Raw genomic sequence first — 17,243 nt, 5'->3', positions numbered from 1 at the left:
AAGGACCGGACCATGCTGGACAAAACCCACAAACCCACCTGGACCAGCTTTGAAGAGGCGACCAAGGCCGATTGGGACGCCGTCATGGAATACGAAGAGGCCTATAACGCCGCGTTGCCGGACAGGATACTGGATGCGATCCGTTCGCTGGACGAGGAATGGACGCCCTATCCCGTGAACCGCTATCAGCACAGCCTGCAGGCCGCGACGCGCGCCTATGAGGATGGGGCGGAAGAAGAGCTGGTCGTCGCAGCGCTGATCCACGACACCGGCGATATCCTGTCTCCCTATAACCATGGGGAGCTGTCAGCGGCGATGATGAAGCCCTATGTCAGCGAGAAAACCCATTGGATCCTCAAACATCACTGCGTGTTCCAGGGCTATTACTACAATCACCACCTGGGCGGAGACCGCAACGCCCGAGACAAGTACCGCGACAGTCCTTATTGGGAGGAATGCCGCTATTTCTGCCATGAATACGACCAAAAGGCGTTCGATCCGGATTACCCGACCAAACCGTTGGAGTTCTTCGAGCCGATGCTGCGCCGTGTCCTAAGCCGCGGCGAGGGGCATATGGAGTTGAACGAAACCGCCGAAGGTTAGCAGGCGGCCATCAGACGGTAGACGATCTGCGCGGCGGTAAAGTCCCAGGCGGCATTGCCGTTCGGGGCCAGCTCGACCACGTCGAACCCCACGCATTTGCGCCCCCGAAGGGCATGCTCGACCAGTTGCAGCGCCTGATAATAGCCCAAGCCGCCGGGCACGGGTGTTCCTGTGGCCGGCATTTGCGAAGGGTCCAGCCCGTCGACATCAAAGCTGACATAGACCAGTTCGGGGAAATCCTTGGGCAGATCGACCGCGTTGATGTTACCGGTGACCAGCTCCTCGGCATCAATGTGGAACACGCTGTTCTTCACCCGGCTCTGCGCCTCTTCGGTCGAAAAGGCCCGGACGCCGAATTGGGCCAGTCGGACGCCTTCTTCGGCCAGTAGATGCATGACCGAGGCATGGCTGTGCTTTTCACCCTGATACGTGTTGCGCAGGTCCGCATGCGCATCAATCTGGACGATCCCGATCGGTTGGTTCAACGCGCGGGCCACACCCATCACCGCACCGTAGCTCAGAGAATGCTCACCGCCCAGAGTAACCGGCACTTTACCAGCGCGAATGGCGGCTTCGGTGCGCAGGGCAAGGCGTTCCATCACTGCAGGCATAGGGCCGTCACAGTTCAAAGGTTCCTCAGTGAAAATACCCGCTGTGCAAGGCTCGGCAAGGCCAGTGATGCGCTCCAGCTCGTTGCTGGCCTCGATGATCGCCGCCGGGCCACCGGCTGTACCCGAGCCGTAGGATACCGTGCGCTCCAGCGGTACTGGGATTACACGAAACCGGGCGTTTTCGGTCCGTTCCGATGTGGTCAATTCACTGTCGAGGAAAACGCTCATGAGAGCCTCTCTTTAAAGTCGTCATAGCCGAACTGTTTGATAATTTTCAACGCGTCGGTTTCGCTGTTCCACAGGGCGATTGTGGGCAGGGGGACACCGTTGAAGGTGTTGGTCTTGACCATCGAATAATGCGCCTGATCTAGGAAGGCAAAGCGTTGGCCGATCTCAAGCGGTTTGTCCCACGTATAGTCGCCGATCACATCCCCCGCCAGACAGGACGGGCCGCCCAGACGGTAGGTATGGCCTGCCTCGGCCTCGTCCATCAGGGCCGGGCGATAGGGGGCTTCGATCACGTCCGGCATGTGGCAGGTGGCCGAAATGTCGGTGATCGCAAGGGTCATGCCATTGGTCGGCAGGTCGAGAATTTCGCCCACCAGAATGCCCGCATCCAGTGCCACAGCCTCGCCGGGTTCAAGATAGACGTCGACGTCATGGGTTTCGCGGATCGCCTTGATGAACGCGATCAACCCATCACGATCATAGTCGTCACGGGTGATATGGTGGCCACCGCCGAAGTTCAGCCATTTGAGATGACCCAGGAACGGGGCGAGTTTTGGTGCAACGGCTTCCCAGGTGCGTCGCAAGGGCTCGAACCCTTGTTCGCAGAGGGTGTGCATATGCAAGCCATCGACCCCGGCCATGATTTCAGCGCTTAGATGGCTGACTGGCGTGCCCAGACGCGAACACGGCGCGCAGGGATCGTATTTAGGGATTTCACCTTCGGAGTGTTCGGGATTGATGCGCAGGCCGACCTGAACTTTGGCGGCCTGTGCTTTGGTCAGGAACCGGTCCTTTTGTGCGGGTGAGTTGAAGATGATGTGGTCGGACAGTGACAGGATTTCATCGATGTCAGCGTCTTTGTACCCGGCGCAGTAAGTGGCGACCTCACCGCCATATTCTTCGCGGCCTAGACGGGCTTCATAGATACCGCTGGCGCAGGTGCCGCCAAGGTGTTGGCGGACCAAGGGGGCCAGCGAGAACATCGAGAACGCTTTGAGCGCGCTGAGGACATGTGCACCGGACCTGCTGCCGACATCGGACAGGATCGCCAGATTTTTCTCAATTGCTTTTTCGTCGACCACAAAGCACGGGGTCGGCACGCGGGTGAGGTCGAAATTGCGGAAAGCACCGGCATCGCCTGCTTGTGTGGTCATCATGTCGGACATATCAGCCGTCTCCGAATTTGGAGAGGGCGGGGGGCGCTGCCCCCCGGACCCCCCGAGGTATTTAGGGCCAGATGAAGCTTTGCGGATCAGAACTCGACCGGGCCGTCTAGTTCGTGGACCTGCCATGGCAGACCATGTTCATTCAGCATGTCCATGAAATCATCCGGGTCGAGCTGTTCCATGTTCCACACTCCTGGCGCGGTCCAGTTGCCTTTGAGCACCTGCGCGGCACCGATCATAGCCGGAACGCCAGTAGTATAGCTAACCGCTTGGCTGCCGACCTCGGCGTAGCATTCCTCGTGGTCGCAGATGTTATAGATGTAATAGGTTTTCTCGCCCGTGCCATCCTTGGCCTGACCCGTGGCGATATCGCCGATGCAGGCCTTGCCCTTGGTTTCGGCACCCAGATCGCCGGGATCAGGCAGCAGGGTTTTCAGGAACTGGATCGGGATGATTTCCTTGCCGTCATGCATTACCGGGTCGATGCGGGTCATGCCGACATTTTCCAGCACTTTGGCATGGGTGATATAGGCGTCGCCGAAGGTCATCCAGAAGCGGGCACGCTCAATCTCGGGGAAGTGGGTGGAGAGGCTCTCCAGCTCCTCGTGATACATCAGGTACATGTTTTTGGGGCCGATGGCGGGGAAGTCAAACTCGACCTTATGGGTCATGGCGGGGGAGTGTTTCCATTCGCCGCCTTCCCAGTGGCGCACCTCGGCGAGAACCTCACGCAGGTTGATCTCGGGGTTGAAGTTGGTGGCGAATTCCTGATCGTTGCTGCCGCCATTGGCGTCCAGAACGTCGATCTGGCGGATCGTATCCAGCTTGTGTTTTCTCAACCACGTCGCAAAGACAGACGTTACGCCCGGATCAAAGCCCGAACCGAGGATGGCGGTCAGTCCCGCCTGTTTGAACCGATCCTGATAGGCCCATTGCCAGTGATACTCGAACTTGGCTTCGTCCTCGGGCTCGTAATTCGCGGTGTCGATGTAGTGGATGCCCGCCTCAAGGCACGCGTCCATCAGCACGAGGTCCTGATAGGGCAGGGCCAGGTTCACGAGGACCTCGGCACCGGTGTCCTTGATCAGTTTGACCGTGTCCGCGACCTGATAAGCGTCCAGCTCCGCAGTAGCGATGTCAACGCCCACACGCTCTTTCACGGCCTTGGCAATGGCGTCGCATTTCGACTTGGTGCGGCTGGCCAGCGTGATTTCAGTGAAGATGTCCGAATTCATCGCCATCTTGTGCACCGCAGCGTGAGAGACGCCGCCCGCGCCGACAACCAGCGTTTTGCCACTCAAAGTTCCCATGGGGTCATCTCCTCTCGGGGGTTATTCGTAATAGGTGTAGCCGTTGATCGAGTCGCGATAGGCGCTCATCAGGGTCTTGCGGTCTTTGGCCAGCAGAGTACCGGTCGAGATCGCCTCGTCCACCATTTTGCGGAAGGCGGCGACACAGTCGGCCGGATCAAACTCGACATAGGACAGGACCTGACCAATGGTGTCGCCCTCTTGCTCGTGCAGCAGATCGAAACCGCCATCGGAGCGCAGGTCGATGGTAACCACGTTGGTGTCGCCGAACAGGTTGTGCAGATCGCCTAGCGTTTCCTGATAAGCACCAACAAAGAAGACGCCCATGAAGTATTCGTCATTCTCGGGCAGGGAATGTACCGGCAGGCTGGGCGAGACACCTTCGGCCAGAATAAACCGGTCGATCTTGCCGTCGCTGTCGCAAGTGATATCGGACAGCACCGCGCGGCGGTCGGGCGTTTCGTTCAGACCCTGCAGCGGCACGATCGGGTGTAGCTGGTCAATGGCCCAGACGTCGGGCAGCGATTGGAACAGTGAGAAGTTGCAGTGATAGATATCAGCCACTTTTTCCAACTGTTCGTCGACATCCGTGTCGAGCTCATCACTGGCAGCCAACGCCTTGAGGCGGGCCATCAGTGACAGATAAATGCGTTCGGCGCGCGCCATCTGGCGCAGGTCGATATATCCGCGGCGGAACAGGGCGCGCAGCTCGTTGCGATAAAAAGTGGCGTCGTTCCAGCATTCCTGAAGACGGTCGCTGGAGAGGTATCCGTGCACGGCGGCAAGGTCCGAGACTAGGTGATGATCATCCGCCTCGACCTCAGGGCCGTCTGGCGCGTCATAAAGCGTGCTTTCCAGCACGTTGAACACCAGCATGGATGAGGTCGCAACGATTGCGCGCCCACTTTCAGTGACCAATGTGGGGTGCTCGACCTCGGCTTCATCCATGGCATAGGCGACGGTTTCGACCACGTTGGCGCAGTATTCTTCGACCGTGTAGTTGATCGAGTTTTCGGCGGCTTTCTTTTCGCCCGTGTAGTCCACGCCCATGCCGCCACCCAAGTCCAGATGGGTCAGCGGTACGCCTTCGCGGGTCAGTTCGGTATAGTATCGGCAGGCCTCACCCACGGCGCGGCGCACGTCATTGACGTCCTGCACCTGCGATCCAAGATGCGAGTGCTGCAGCTTCAGGCAGTGCAGCAATCCGGCGGCCTTCAGCTTGTCCACCGTGGCGACCAGCTGATCGGTGTTCATGCCAAAGGCGGAACGGTCGCCCGAGCTTTCTTCCCATTTCCCGCTAATCTGGTTGGTCAGTTTAACCCGTACCCCGATCAGCGGTTCGATGCCCAGTTGGTTATAGACTTCGATCACCGTGTCGGCCTCTTTCGGGCTTTCCAGCACGATCACCGTATTGAACCCGATTTTGCGGCTGAGGATGGCCAGCTGGATAAACTCGGCATCCTTGACGCCGTTGCAGACGATCAGCGCCTCATTGGCCAGACGATGGGCAAGCGCGACCACAAGTTCCGGTTTCGAGCCAGCCTCAAGGCCATAATTGTACTTCTTCCCAAACTCGACGATCCGGTCGACCACCTGAGCCTGTTGGTTGACCTTGATCGGAAAGACACCGCGATAGCTGCTTTTGTACCCAACCCGGGCAATCGCCTCTGCAAAGCTTTCGTTAATATGGACAATCTCGTGCTCCAGATAGGAGCTGACGCGCAGGATCATCGGGGCCTTGATGCCGCGATCGTCCAGATCACGCAGGATGCCGGGCAGGCTGATCGCCTCGGCCTCGGGCGCAAGGGGATTGCGCAGACCGATTTCGCCGTCTTCCGTCACCTCGATGAGGTCTTTGCCCCATTTCTCAACCCCGTAGATGGAATGCGGTGCGTCGGGCGTCTGTTTCAATCAAGTCTGTCCTTAACCTAGGGTGCCTGCTTCGCGCCCGCCAATACGGCAGCAATTCGATTCGTCCAAGTGTAATCTATGTGACGGGTATTTCCGAATTTATACAGGCAGACCAACGGGAACCAGATGGTTATCCCACTGACAATCCGGCCGGGCGGAAATGCGGGCCTTGGCAGTAAGCGCTCCGACCAGCCCGGTGCCTGTGGTGAAAACAAAACCGGAAGGCCCGGCACCCAGGCCGCAAACATCCTCAAGCGGGGTCGTGTCGTTAAGTTGACCGGTCAAGCTGTCGAACCGAAGCAAACTGTTGCCGCGAGGGCAAGTGATGGCGATGGTTTTGCCGTCCCCGGCAAAAGCAATGCTGCCAGCGTAACCCTGCAAGGCACTTTGCACCGATTCCGGGGCTGCAAGCAGGCGCGGAGCCTCGCCTCTTTTGTGCAGTCCCAGCAAAGGCGGGTGGTTTGACTTGTTGCCCTGCCATTGCATTGCAAACCCGACCAGACCGTCGGATCGAACGGCAAGGTGTCGGATCGAATTTTTATGCAGTGTCCGGGGCAACTCTATCTGTTCCAGGACCGAGCCTGACAGACTCAGATAACTTAGGCGCGGTTGCATGATGGGCAGATTCAGCTTGGTTCGGCCCATTTCAGGATGTGTTTCAATGCCGCCATTTGCGATGATCAGAGTTTCCCCATCCGGCATGAGCCGCATATCATGCGGCCCGACCCCGCCCGAAGAAAACTCGCCCAACCGCGTGTAGTCCTCCGAGTCCCAGACGCCAATCACACCCTCACCGGCCTCATAGTCGTTTTCGGTGGTGAACAGATGGGTTCCATCCCGGGAAAACACGCCATGGCCATAGAAATGGCGGCCTTTGGGAGCATCCATCCGTGCGGTTTGGGTTCCGCTCTTGCAATCGATCACCACGCCAAAGGTGCCAGGGCGGCGGGCGAAAGCCACGGCTTGCGCGCGTGAGGGATGCGCCGCAGCGGCATGGCCGCGCGCCGGCAGGGGGAGAGAGAATAAGATACCGCCGTCAGAACTCAGGCCCGCCAGCCGATAGGTACCGTCCGGAAACAGCGCCGCCGCCAGGAAATCCGGCGCGCCGACAGTCGACCAACCTTGTGTTGGGGCAAGGCTAGCTGCAGCCAGGCCCGCAAGGAATTGACGGCGGTTTGTCATGGCTTAGTCCCCGTCCAGCGAATTGAACCCGGCGCTGATACCCAAGGTCGGGCCCAGCTTGGCTGCTGCAATCGTGCGGATGTCGTTGATCATCTGCTGCAAAGCCTCTACCCGGATTCGACCGGATGGCGTTGAGACTCCGGCCAGTGTAGGGTCGTCTAACTTACGCATGCGGATGATAGCCTTGTCGAACGCATTATCCAAATCAGCGGCAATCTGCGGATGATCTGCGGACAGCCGGGTGGCCAGATCGCGCAGCGTGATCAATGACAGTTCAACCTGGCGTAGTGACCGTTCAGACCTGCGCGCTTCGGCCCGATTGGGGCGGGGGCGCTCTAGGGTGCCCATGGGGCGCCCAAGGCGTGTTTCGGCGGTGAATTCCAATCCGGTGATCAGAGCTTTGTAAAGTTCCTGCATGGCCTCATCAGCAGACCGGTAAGGACTGTCTCCGCCGGGCATGGTCAGGTTGGCAGAGAAAGGTTGCCAGTCGTGATCCATCGCCTTGGCATTGCGGTTTATATCTGCAGCAATCGCCCGGATCAAAGCGCATCGATAGGCCCTGTCGCCCTGATCCGCGAGGGCTGGGTCGAATAGCATCATTTCAAGCGCAAGAAACCCGCGTCCCGCGATCGAAGCCTCGGCATAGGCCTCGGGGGTGTCAACCACCGCGTCTTGGGTGGCAATCAGGCCGGATAGGGTTTTGGGTGTAAACCCTTTTGTGTCTGGCCAGAATGCCATCGCAAATGCGCGGTCATCGACCTCGGAGGGGCCAAAGCGCAAGTGGCTTACCGTGACCCAGCGGTCGAATGCCAGGTGATAGGCTGCACGAAGGTTCGGTGAAACGGCTGTGCAATCCGCCTGCGCTGCCGCATCCAGCGCAGCTGTTGCGTCAGATAGCTGTGCGTATCCGGGAAGAATGTGCCCTTCAACAACATCTGTCAGGATCTGGCTGGGATTTTGCGCCAAGGCTGACAGGGGCAGAATAAGGGCAATGGCCAGGCCGAGGGCACGCATCAGAGGCTCTCCAGAAAGCGGATCAAAGCGTCGCGGTCGGGTTTTGGCATAGACACAACGGTGTCGCGCGCCGGTTGTGCCTCTCCGCCGTGCCACAAAATAGCTTCCAACAGCGACTGCGCCCGCCCGTCATGCAGAAATTGTGTGTGGCCAGAGACCTGCCCCGTCAGGCCGACCCCCCAAAGCGGGGGCGTGCGCCATTCCCGGCCTGTTGCGCGTGCTTCGGGTCGGTTGTCGGCCAGACCATCGCCCATGTCATGCAACAGAAGATCCGTATAGGGCCAGATCAGCTGAAAACTGTGCTCGGGTCGGTCGTCCATCCGGTGGGTGACATAGGATGGCGTGTGGCACGAGGCACAGCCGGTATCAAAGAACACCTGCTTGCCGCGCAGGACCTGCGGGTCATCAATGTCGCGCCGCCCTGGGACGCCGAGATTGCGGCTGTAAAACGCCACAAGGTCCATGCCTTGCTGGTCAATCTCGAACACGCGGTCGTCGTTGTCGCCATGGGGAGCGGTGACGCAATCCGCCTGCAATTCGGTGCAATCGCCATGGGCTGTAGGGAAAAGCGGGCTCGAAATCCCGATATCCCCGGCAAAAGCCGCCGCTGATTGCTCCATGATCGTGGGCATCCCGGCCTTGTATCCGAACCGGCCCATCATCGGCGCGTCGTATTCGGCTGACCAAACGATGTTGGGACGGCCCGAGATGCCGTCGCCATCCGCGTCGTCCGGGTCGGCCTTTGCCAGCAGGTCCGCGACCGGAATCGCTTCAAGCAATCCCAGACCGATCATCTGTGGGGCCACGCGCGGGCTCAGCATCGCCTCGGGGTGCAGCGGGCCATATCCAAGATCCGCCGCGGTATAGGTCGGGCTGCGGAGAATGACCGTTTCGCCGTCTGATAGCGCGACAGGAAGGTTTTCATAGGTGATGTCCAGCCGGTACTCGGCGGGGTGGCCCGCGAGGGCCAGATCCTGCATCTGCCCGCCGTAATTGGGTTCGGGCTGAGTGGCGATGTAGTCCGCGATTTCATCGATTGTGCCGCCACCGGGGATTGAGACCCGAAGGAACATCGAAACAGCCCCGTCATAGGGCCCATTTGGTGTGTGGCCGCGCCCGTCCTTGATGTGACACCGTTGGCAAGAGCGCGCGTTGTACAATGGCCCCAAGCCGTCCGAGGCCAGGGTCGAGGAAGGCGAAGACACCCAGATTTTCTTGAACAGCCCGTTGCCGACCTTGAAATCCAGTTCCTGTTCGAATTTCAGATTGCCCGAAGGTTGCGAAAATGCATCTGCGTCCTGACGTGCCCTTACGGTTGCGGCACCGGCGGGCAGGTCCTCGAACCGTTGCGCGGCGTCGAAATCCGTGGGCGCGGCGATCACATCCGCGATCCGGGCCTTTTCATCTTCGGTTCTGGGTTGGAAGTTGAGATGCAGATCCTGCAGTTCAGCGGACAGGATCGGGGTGGCTGCAATCGCAGCCACCGCCACAAGCGAGAGCTTACTCGCCTTCGTCCATTTTCGATGCGTTAAGTTGCGCATAATTGGCTTCGCCAATCCTTTCGTACAAATCAAGCTGTGTTTCGAGGAAGTCGATGTGGCCTTCTTCGTCACTGATCAGGTTCTCGAACAGAGACATAGTGACGTAGTCGCCCGCCTCTCGACAATATTCACGGGCCTCAACGTACAGGGCACGCGCATCATTCTCGGCAGCCAAATCACATTCCAGAGTTTCCTTCGGGGTCTGTCCAATCCGAAGCGGGTCCAGTTTCTGCAGGTTGGGGTGACCTTCCAGAAAGATTATGCGCTCGATCAGCTTGTCGGCATGACCCATCTCTTCGATGCTTTCCTCACGGCTTTTCTTTGCCATGTGGGTCAGGCCCCAATCCTCTTGCAGACGGTAATGCAGCCAATACTGGCTGACTGCCGTCAGTTCATGCCGCAGAGATTTGTTGAGGTATTCTATGACTTTGGGATCGCCCTTCATCTACACTCTCCTGTGATGCCTTGGTGCGTAATGCACAAAGCTGCATGGGGACTTCCAGATTATCGCTGGAGCGCATGGTGTCTAGGAAAAGCGGCATGCATCCGCCACAATCCGCTGATTTTCCAAGGGCATGATAGATCTTGCCAGGGGTTATGACTGCCCTAGGGTCGGAAACGCGCATCCAGTCGATGGCGGCATGAATCTCGGTGTCTGTGATCTTGGTGCAATGGCAGACAATCATGGAGGTGGCGCTCTGGTTTGTATTCTTACTATATTAGTCAGTTATTAAGTGCATGTCCTGCGGCATACTGTCAGTTAGCCGAAAATGAGTTGGGGGCGGGATAGTCCTCCGCCCCCGAACCGCTAGGTTTACTGGAAAACAGCCGTCGGGTTGTCCAGGCTTTCAGAACCTTCGAACTCAATCTGATCGACGTCCAGAATGGTGACGATCCGCTCGATTGTCTTGGTCTGGTCCACCAGCCCGTTCACACCGCCCATGATCAAAACTTCGCCACCTTCGTTGCCGCGTTCCAGCATCTGGTCATAGGCGAACCCGGCCTCGGCTGTGGATTTGATCCGACCCAGCGCCTGCATTGTGTTGGCCAGCTTCAGCTTCATCTCGGCGTCTAGAGATGGGTCGGAGGCAATCACCAAATCCGAAAGCGATGCGCCGCTGACAGGAGTTCCGTCGATGCGGGTATAGCTGCCTAAATAGACGTTCTGAATGCCAAGACCATCATAGTAGTGGCTGTTATGCGTGTTGTCCGAGAAGCAGTCATGCTCTTCCTCGGGATCGTTCAACATCAAGCCAAGACGCATCCGCTCACCGGCCTGCTCACCATAGGACAGCGAGCCCATTCCGGTGAGGATCGCGCTTATTCCTGCGCTCTCATTTTCGGTCAGGGCAGTTCGGGCCGCGCCTCCGTCCTGCCATTGGGTCGCCATCCATTCCAAATCGGTGACCAGCAGTTCAGTCACGGCCTCAAGGTACTGGGCGCGGCGGTCACAGTTACCGCCGGTGCAGGCATCACCTTGGGCATAGTCCGTCCATGGACGGCTACCCGCGCCTTCACCGTGGCCGTTCAGGTCCTGGCCCCACAACAGGAACTCAATCGCGTGGTAACCAGTGGCGACGTTGGCCTCGATCCCGTCTGCTTCGTGCAAGGTGCCCGACAGCAGTTCCGGAGTGATTTCGTTGGCATCGATTGGTTCGCCTGAAAGTTCAAAGCTTGGGTTGGCGATGACGTTCAATGCGGCGAACTCATTCTCGTCGCTCGGGCCGCCGTAGGTTGTTTCTACATAGTCGATCAAGCCCTCATCCAGGGGCCATGCGTTCACTTTACCTTCCCAATCATCAACGATCGCATTTCCGAACCGATAAACCTCGGTCTGCTGATAAGGGACGCGGGCCGCAATCCAAGCGGAACGGGCGGCATTCAGTGTTGCGTCGTTTGGTTCGGAAATCAGCTCGGTCACGGCGCGCTGCAGCGATTTGGCTGCAATCAGGCTGTCATCGTACTTCGCCTCGGCGATATTGGCGTAGGTATTCAGAACATCTGCTTTCGAGGGGGTCTCGGTTGCAAAAGCAGAGGTGGCGGTCATCAGAGCCACGGCGCTTGTCAGGATCAGGGGGGTATTCATTGGGGGGTAGTCTTTCTTGTCAGATAACAATGGGTTCGCGCGATGCGACGCTCGACCAAATAACTGATAGAAATAGTCAACTAAGTCAACCCGAGTTTTATAGTCAGGTAAATTGTGAGCGAAAATAGCTCATTCCTACCCAATTCTAGTGGGCTTTGGTGTATTGTGACGCGATTGCGCGAATGTTTTTTCAGTTTAGAGTCGCTTAGTTGATTCTTTTCAGATGGTTCCATGGTCATGAAGTTCTTAGTGTTTGTATTAACGCTTTTCCCGGTAAACGCGTTGCCTCAGTCCCAGGTTGCAAATCAGCACGAGCATGGGCAGGGACGATTGGCGGTTTCCTTTTCGGAAGCCGGGATTTCAATTTCCCTTGTGGTTCCTGGTCTTGACGTCCTGGGGTTCGAAGGCCCAGCGGAAACCGACGGCGATCAGGCCTCGGTCGCCGGAGCCATTTCCGAATTGTCCAACCCGCTTGATCTGTTCAGTCTGCCTGAAGAGGCGGGGTGTTTCACTGTCTCGGCCAATGTCACCCTGTCTGGTGAAGGGTTGGGACCGGTCGTAGACAACGGATCAAATGTGCATACCGAATTCAGGGCAGACTATCAGATGCAGTGCCAGGACATGACGCATCTGGACCACGTCACCTTTCCTTATTTTGACCGCTTTCAACGTGCTGAATCTCTGATTGTTCAGATCGACAAATCCGGGAAGGTTGATCGTCACACCGTGACGCGCGACGCGCCTGATTTAGACCTCAATACTGGCCTGTAATTCGGCAAAGAAAGCAAAGGCTTTGCTGCCAGAATAGGTTGGGCTTTCCTGTGTTCTTCAGCACCAGTTCCCAGTGCAAAGGCCATCGCATGTCTGAAGCCAGAGGACCCCGCATCCAACGTTAGTCTTCTTGCACCCACCGGCAAGACATTCCTGCATTGCCCCACAATCATTGTGCCACCACATACAGGATCTCGAAGACGAACATGTGCAGGTAGGCGGCGCGCCTTTAGCAATTTCGATAATCGGGCTATCGCAAGCATTGTCGCCGAGTTGTTGCGTATATTTATGAAACACCGAGTGATCTGGAAAAACCTTCTCGATCACAGGCGACAACTCATCAAGACGAGAAGTGGCCGTATGGTTCGTTTTGTCTTCCGAGTAGCAGTCAGGATTGAGTAACTCCTGAAGCTCGGAAAGTAATCGGCACTGAGACTTGTCAGACAGTGCCGCAATGCCTTCACTAAGCCGGTCTTGCCACACTGCCGCCTGAACAGCGGCGGGAAGGCAGTCAAAAATTGACTTCTGTTCGGCGATGTTCAAAGCCGACAAGCCGATCCGAAATTTTGAGATAGATGATACGGGATTGTACATAGTAGCCCCCTTTTCTAAGGGGCCATCATAACACATTTTTCGTTTGCGCGTTTGTCCCGACCTTCTGAGGGCGCAGAGAACAGGCTGAAGCAAGGGCTCGATAAGCCTTGGTATGTCCTTAGAAGCGAGATCGAGGACGAAGTCGGAAAGAGAGCGTTTTGGCTTGCTTTTGTGATGGCAGAGTCGCCAGCACCATCACAAATTAACCGGGTTTCTTTAGGTCTTGGTGCAGCGCATCAGCTGCACCGGTGCAAGCCCGGAATCCTACTGATTTGAACTGTGAACTCAACGCTCAGTTATGAAGGACAGTCCAGACACGAGCTGTCTCAATCCAAGTGCTGCGCCTGCAAAGATTGCAGCGAATGTTACGGGCGCGCTGTAGGCCAGAAGTGAGAATGCAGATATGCCTTGACCGACGCTGCAACCAACCGCGATGATCGCACCTGGACCCATAATCGCAGCGCCCAGCATTTGTCGCTTGAGTTCACGTGGATCTTCGCATGCTTCCCATCGGAAATGGCCCTTAGACCACGACCCCAGAAACGCGCCAATGAGAACGCCGGAGACTGATCCGACCGCAAAGGACAAAGTGTTTCCGGACGCAGTCATAAGGTAGAATATTGTGTCACCCAGGGGTGCCGCGAAGGTATGGGTTTGCACCGGCTCACCATCGAAACCATGTGTTGCAACCCAATTCGTGCCAAGCCAGCCCGAAACGATTGCCAGTCCAACTACAGACCCCCAAAACACCTGTGCCGGAGTGCGGCGGAAGCGATGGCTTGCCAAAGCAAAAAACACCAAAGCCACACCGATAACAGTGCCAATGAGCCAAGCGGGAATAGAGGTCAACCGTTCGCCAAGAAAGCTAATGCTCTGGGGGCCATTGAGATCCATTTCCTCTGGAAATATCCATACCCGCAGATAGGCGAGGGGTCCGGACATTACGACGTAAGCGGAAAGACCCATGATCAAAACAATAACGAATGATCGAAGGTCACCACCTCCCAGCCTTGCCAGCGCGCCATAGCCGCAGTTACCGCAGATGGCCATTCCGTACCCGAACATGAGGCCCCCCACGATCGAACCGAGTGGGTTCCAGGTCTGCGCAAGATACCTTGTTCCGACAGGGTCAAGTCCCCCCAATGCCATAGCTGTGTGGCTGCCGACAATCGCAACACCGATTGCCATTGCCCACATGCGAAGCCGCCGGTCATCATCCGCGTAAAGGTAGTCTTCGATTGCACCCAACGTGCAAAAACGGCCGATGCGTGCGGCCAATCCCAGTACGATGCCACCAATCAAACCGATCAGAGCAACGGTATTTGTGTCTCCCAATGCTTCGAGCATTGCCAGTCTCCTCCCAAAGCTGGCGGCTTTCTGACCGGCTTCTACTTCTCCCTGCAGAAAAGGTCGTAAACGACTTCCAGGATTTGGGTCGAACGATCATCAGCCAATCTGTAGTAGATCGTTTTCCCCTCGCGTCGTGTCTTCACCAAGCCCTCGAAGCGTAAGCGGGAGAGTTGTTGAGATACCGCGGCTTGACGCGCTGAGAGCATTTCCTCCATCTGCGTGACCGATTTTTCCCCTGACGACAGATAACACAAAATCATCAGGCGCCCCTCATGGCTGATTGCCTTGAGGAAATTTGACGCGGTCTGAGCATTCTCCATCATTCTGTCCATGTCTTCGGCGCACATGTCCTTGGAGAACACAGGCAGGTTCGAAGATTTGTCCAACAAGATCGCCTCGCTTTCATGGCTTCACGCATTCAAAACAGTTTATGTAATATACTGCAGTTTATCCAGAGGTCTCAATTAGTATCCCAGCGTCACGCAGTAAAACGCCCAACACACCCCAGAAAAAATCTTCACCGGGATAGCCTTCGATTCGTCCGACCTCTCGGCCATTGTCCAACAGAACAAAGGTTGGTGTGTAGTAGAGAGGCCGTTCCAATGTGATGTCGTCAGGCATGGCTGCGCGGATATCGACACGCCGAAGCGGTGCTGCATTTCCTTCGGGTGTCTTAGGGTAGATTTCTGAAATTTCGGAGTCCCAGCGGGCGCACCACATGCACCCATCTTCTTCTGCCATCAGAAGTGTCATTTCGGCCCGTAAAGCCACGGGAAAAACAAGCAACGTGATCGCAAGCAAACGTAGGATTAGGTGGCGCATCCAAAGCTCCGATTGACCGCAGTGACATATCTTTATAATTTTGAATGTGTGAATAATAGCGCGTCAGGACAGGTTTGACCATGCTCGACATTACTTTTGCAGGAGCTTTGGTCGCCGGACTTTTGTCCTTTCTGTCGCCTTGCATCCTGCCAATTGTGCCGTTTTACCTTAGTTATCTGGCTGGTGTCGGGATGGAGCAGATTTCTGCGACATCCGCTATTTCCGGCGAGGTTCGCCGCCGGGCAACGCTTGCTGCAATCGCATTTGCGGCAGGAATCATAACCATCTTTATGGCTCTCGGGGCCACGGCTTCGATATTTGGTCAGCTGGTACGAGAATACTTCGATATTCTGCGTTGGATTGCTGCAGCCATCATCATAGCGATGGGCCTGCATTTCCTGGGGTTAATTCGCATCGGGTTCCTGTATCGGCAGTTTCGTGCAGATATTGGCGAGACATCAAACGTGAGCCTCACTGGGGCATATGTACTTGGATTGGCATTTGCTTTCGGCTGGACGCCCTGTGTTGGGCCGGTGCTCGCTGCAATTCTGTTTACAGCGGCCGGAACTGAAACGGCTTGGCGGGGCGCGGGGCTTCTGTTCGTTTACGGGGTTGGAATGACAGCACCGTTTGTTCTGGCAGCCTTTTTGGTTCGCCCCTTCATGCAATGGATGGTGCGGTTCAGGAAGCACTTTCCGCAGATCGAAATGGCAATGGGGGGGCTATTGATCCTGTTCGGGGTCCTGATCGCAACCAACTCGATCAATCACATCGCACAATGGATGCTGGACTATATGCCCTGGCTTGCGGCCATTGGTTAATCCGGGAGGAAGACATGAAACGCACTTTGTCAGTTTTGATCGCATGCATGATAGGGGCTGCAGTCTCCGCTGCTGATCTGGGCGACGATGGATTGCATAAAACACCGTGGATGCGTGATACGTTCAAAGATCTTCGCGAGGATCTTGAAGAGGCGTCAGGTGAAGGTAAGCGGTTGGTTTTGTTCATTGAACAACGGGGCTGCATCTACTGTAAAAAGATGCACGAAGAGGTTTTCCCACAGCCCGACCTGGCGGCGTTTATCGAAGAGAACTTTTTTGTCGTCCAGCTGGATTTGCATGGAAGCGCCACTGCCACTGATTTTGACGGAGAAGAGAGTGAGCAAAGAGCGCTGATGCGCAAATGGGGGATTCTGTTTACCCCAACGCTTGTTTTTCTGCCGGAAGAGGTGCCCGAGGCTGCCTCAGCCATCGATGCTGCCGTTGCTGTAATGCCGGGAGCATTCTCCAAGGGAACAACCTTAGACCTTTTCACCTGGGTCGATCAGAAGCGATATGAACTTGATAATGGCGAAGATTTCCAAAGGTATCACGCGCGGCGCATTCAGGAGCGAAACAATATTTCGCAGGAGTGAGATTGGACGTTACAGATAAAAAAATTCATTATGATGAATTTGATGTTGCGATGAACCATGTTCGTCGACTACGGTGCACAAAGTCTTTGGGTCGCAAAGCGCCACAGGCGCGGTAGCAAATGGGAGGGATCATGAAGCTGAGACTCTTAACACTGGCATCCGCTATGATGGGCGTTGCCGCATTTGCCGAAGAGACAAGTCCGAAAGACGTACCCTATGACGACTATGGTGCAATCGAGGTCTCTCTGACCGATGTTAATGGTGACGCGGCAAACGGTGCACTCATCGTTGGCGACAAGTCCAAAGGCAATTGCGTGGCATGCCACGCGGTCTCAGCTTTGGCGGACATTCCGTTCCATGGTGAGGTTGGCCCGATGCTGGATGGCGCCGGTGATCGTTGGACCGAAGCAGAGCTTCGCGGTTTAGTCGCAAACGCAAAAATGACGTTCGAAGGCACGGTAATGCCGGCGTTCTACAAGGATGACGGTTATATCCGGCCAGGCGATGCCTATACGGGCAAAGCGCCAACGGCGCCTCTAACGACGATCCTGACTGCACAGGAAATTGAGGACGTGGTCGCGTTTCTAGCGACACTGAAAGAGGAATAATCTCGCCTTCTGGCGTGGCTTTTCGAAGATTC

19 protein-coding genes are annotated in these 17,243 nt (G+C 56.5%); 5 read left to right on the top strand and 14 right to left on the bottom strand.

Annotation, left to right across the window (positions count from 1 at the left end; translation table 11 throughout):
- Positions 1–12: 12 nt before the first annotated feature.
- Positions 13–603: an HD domain-containing protein gene (locus AC2FJ5_RS05280; RefSeq protein WP_496792876.1), complete on the top strand. Its 591-nt coding sequence runs from the start codon at positions 13–15 to the stop codon at positions 601–603.
- On the opposite strand, the gene speB is transcribed toward AC2FJ5_RS05280, so the two are convergent.
- The 10 genes from speB to AC2FJ5_RS05230 form a co-directional block, all read right to left on the bottom strand.
- Positions 600–1,442, bottom strand: coding sequence for an agmatinase (speB, locus tag AC2FJ5_RS05275; RefSeq protein WP_496792704.1), 843 nt, complete (start codon positions 1,440–1,442; stop codon positions 600–602). The genes AC2FJ5_RS05280 and speB overlap by 4 nt on opposite strands.
- Positions 1,439–2,608 (bottom strand): carboxynorspermidine decarboxylase, encoded by a 1,170-nt coding sequence (nspC, locus tag AC2FJ5_RS05270; protein ID WP_496700729.1) that lies wholly within the window; start codon positions 2,606–2,608, stop codon positions 1,439–1,441. Before nspC ends, speB begins: the two co-directional genes overlap by 4 nt.
- A gap of 86 nt (positions 2,609–2,694) precedes the next feature.
- On the bottom strand, positions 2,695–3,918 hold the full coding sequence (locus AC2FJ5_RS05265) for a saccharopine dehydrogenase family protein (RefSeq protein ID WP_496792702.1): 1,224 nt from the start codon (positions 3,916–3,918) through the stop codon (positions 2,695–2,697).
- Between the two features lie 21 nt (positions 3,919–3,939).
- Complete coding sequence (speA, locus tag AC2FJ5_RS05260; protein WP_496792701.1) at positions 3,940–5,829, bottom strand: biosynthetic arginine decarboxylase; 1,890 nt, start codon at positions 5,827–5,829, stop codon at positions 3,940–3,942.
- A gap of 99 nt (positions 5,830–5,928) precedes the next feature.
- On the bottom strand, positions 5,929–7,011 hold the full coding sequence (locus AC2FJ5_RS05255) for a DUF1513 domain-containing protein (RefSeq protein ID WP_496792700.1): 1,083 nt from the start codon (positions 7,009–7,011) through the stop codon (positions 5,929–5,931).
- Between the two features lie 3 nt (positions 7,012–7,014).
- Positions 7,015–8,025, bottom strand: a complete 1,011-nt coding sequence (locus AC2FJ5_RS05250) for an imelysin family protein (protein ID WP_496792698.1) — start codon at positions 8,023–8,025, stop codon at positions 7,015–7,017.
- Complete coding sequence (locus AC2FJ5_RS05245) at positions 8,025–9,566, bottom strand: di-heme oxidoreductase family protein (protein ID WP_496792697.1); 1,542 nt, start codon at positions 9,564–9,566, stop codon at positions 8,025–8,027. The genes AC2FJ5_RS05250 and AC2FJ5_RS05245 overlap by 1 nt, the downstream gene beginning before the upstream one ends.
- Positions 9,526–10,011 carry a bacterioferritin gene (bfr, locus tag AC2FJ5_RS05240; protein WP_142635826.1) on the bottom strand — a complete coding sequence of 162 codons (486 nt, stop codon included), beginning with the start codon at positions 10,009–10,011 and terminating at the stop codon, positions 9,526–9,528. Before bfr ends, AC2FJ5_RS05245 begins: the two co-directional genes overlap by 41 nt.
- Positions 9,959–10,252 (bottom strand): (2Fe-2S)-binding protein, encoded by a 294-nt coding sequence (locus AC2FJ5_RS05235; RefSeq protein ID WP_496700718.1) that lies wholly within the window; start codon positions 10,250–10,252, stop codon positions 9,959–9,961. The genes bfr and AC2FJ5_RS05235 overlap by 53 nt, the downstream gene beginning before the upstream one ends.
- A gap of 128 nt (positions 10,253–10,380) precedes the next feature.
- Positions 10,381–11,652 carry an imelysin family protein gene (locus tag AC2FJ5_RS05230; protein WP_496792696.1) on the bottom strand — a complete coding sequence of 424 codons (1,272 nt, stop codon included), beginning with the start codon at positions 11,650–11,652 and terminating at the stop codon, positions 10,381–10,383.
- 249 nt (positions 11,653–11,901) lie between these two features.
- On the opposite strand from AC2FJ5_RS05230, the gene AC2FJ5_RS05225 reads away from it, so the two are divergent.
- Entirely contained in the window at positions 11,902–12,423 is a 522-nt protein-coding gene (locus AC2FJ5_RS05225; RefSeq protein ID WP_496792694.1) for a ZrgA family zinc uptake protein, read from the top strand.
- Between the two features lie 57 nt (positions 12,424–12,480).
- Here the strand turns inward: AC2FJ5_RS05225 and AC2FJ5_RS05220 are convergent, their stop codons facing one another.
- The 4 genes from AC2FJ5_RS05220 to AC2FJ5_RS05205 all read right to left on the bottom strand — a co-directional run bounded on the left by AC2FJ5_RS05220 (position 12,481) and on the right by AC2FJ5_RS05205 (position 15,189).
- A complete protein-coding gene (locus AC2FJ5_RS05220; protein WP_496792693.1) occupies positions 12,481–13,017 on the bottom strand; it encodes a bacteriocin fulvocin C-related protein in 537 nt (178 codons plus the stop codon).
- Between the two features lie 285 nt (positions 13,018–13,302).
- Positions 13,303–14,364, bottom strand: a complete 1,062-nt coding sequence (locus AC2FJ5_RS05215; protein ID WP_496691684.1) for a YeeE/YedE family protein — start codon at positions 14,362–14,364, stop codon at positions 13,303–13,305.
- Positions 14,365–14,405: 41 nt separating this feature from the next.
- Positions 14,406–14,714, bottom strand: coding sequence for an ArsR/SmtB family transcription factor (locus AC2FJ5_RS05210; protein WP_142635976.1), 309 nt, complete (start codon positions 14,712–14,714; stop codon positions 14,406–14,408).
- Positions 14,715–14,814: 100 nt separating this feature from the next.
- Positions 14,815–15,189 carry a hypothetical protein gene (locus AC2FJ5_RS05205; protein ID WP_496691683.1) on the bottom strand — a complete coding sequence of 125 codons (375 nt, stop codon included), beginning with the start codon at positions 15,187–15,189 and terminating at the stop codon, positions 14,815–14,817.
- Between the two features lie 80 nt (positions 15,190–15,269).
- Between AC2FJ5_RS05205 and AC2FJ5_RS05200 the strand changes: the two genes are divergently transcribed.
- From AC2FJ5_RS05200 to soxX, 3 genes are all read left to right on the top strand, one after another.
- Entirely contained in the window at positions 15,270–16,010 is a 741-nt protein-coding gene (locus AC2FJ5_RS05200; protein ID WP_496792692.1) for a cytochrome c biogenesis CcdA family protein, read from the top strand.
- A gap of 14 nt (positions 16,011–16,024) precedes the next feature.
- Positions 16,025–16,603, top strand: coding sequence for a thioredoxin family protein (locus tag AC2FJ5_RS05195; protein ID WP_496792690.1), 579 nt, complete (start codon positions 16,025–16,027; stop codon positions 16,601–16,603).
- A gap of 131 nt (positions 16,604–16,734) precedes the next feature.
- A complete protein-coding gene (gene soxX / locus AC2FJ5_RS05190) occupies positions 16,735–17,211 on the top strand; it encodes a sulfur oxidation c-type cytochrome SoxX (RefSeq protein ID WP_142635844.1) in 477 nt (158 codons plus the stop codon).
- Positions 17,212–17,243: the final 32 nt, after the last annotated feature.

Source organism: Ruegeria sp. CDSA221, assembly GCF_059611825.1.
This window is presented reverse-complemented; position numbering and strand designations above follow the sequence as displayed.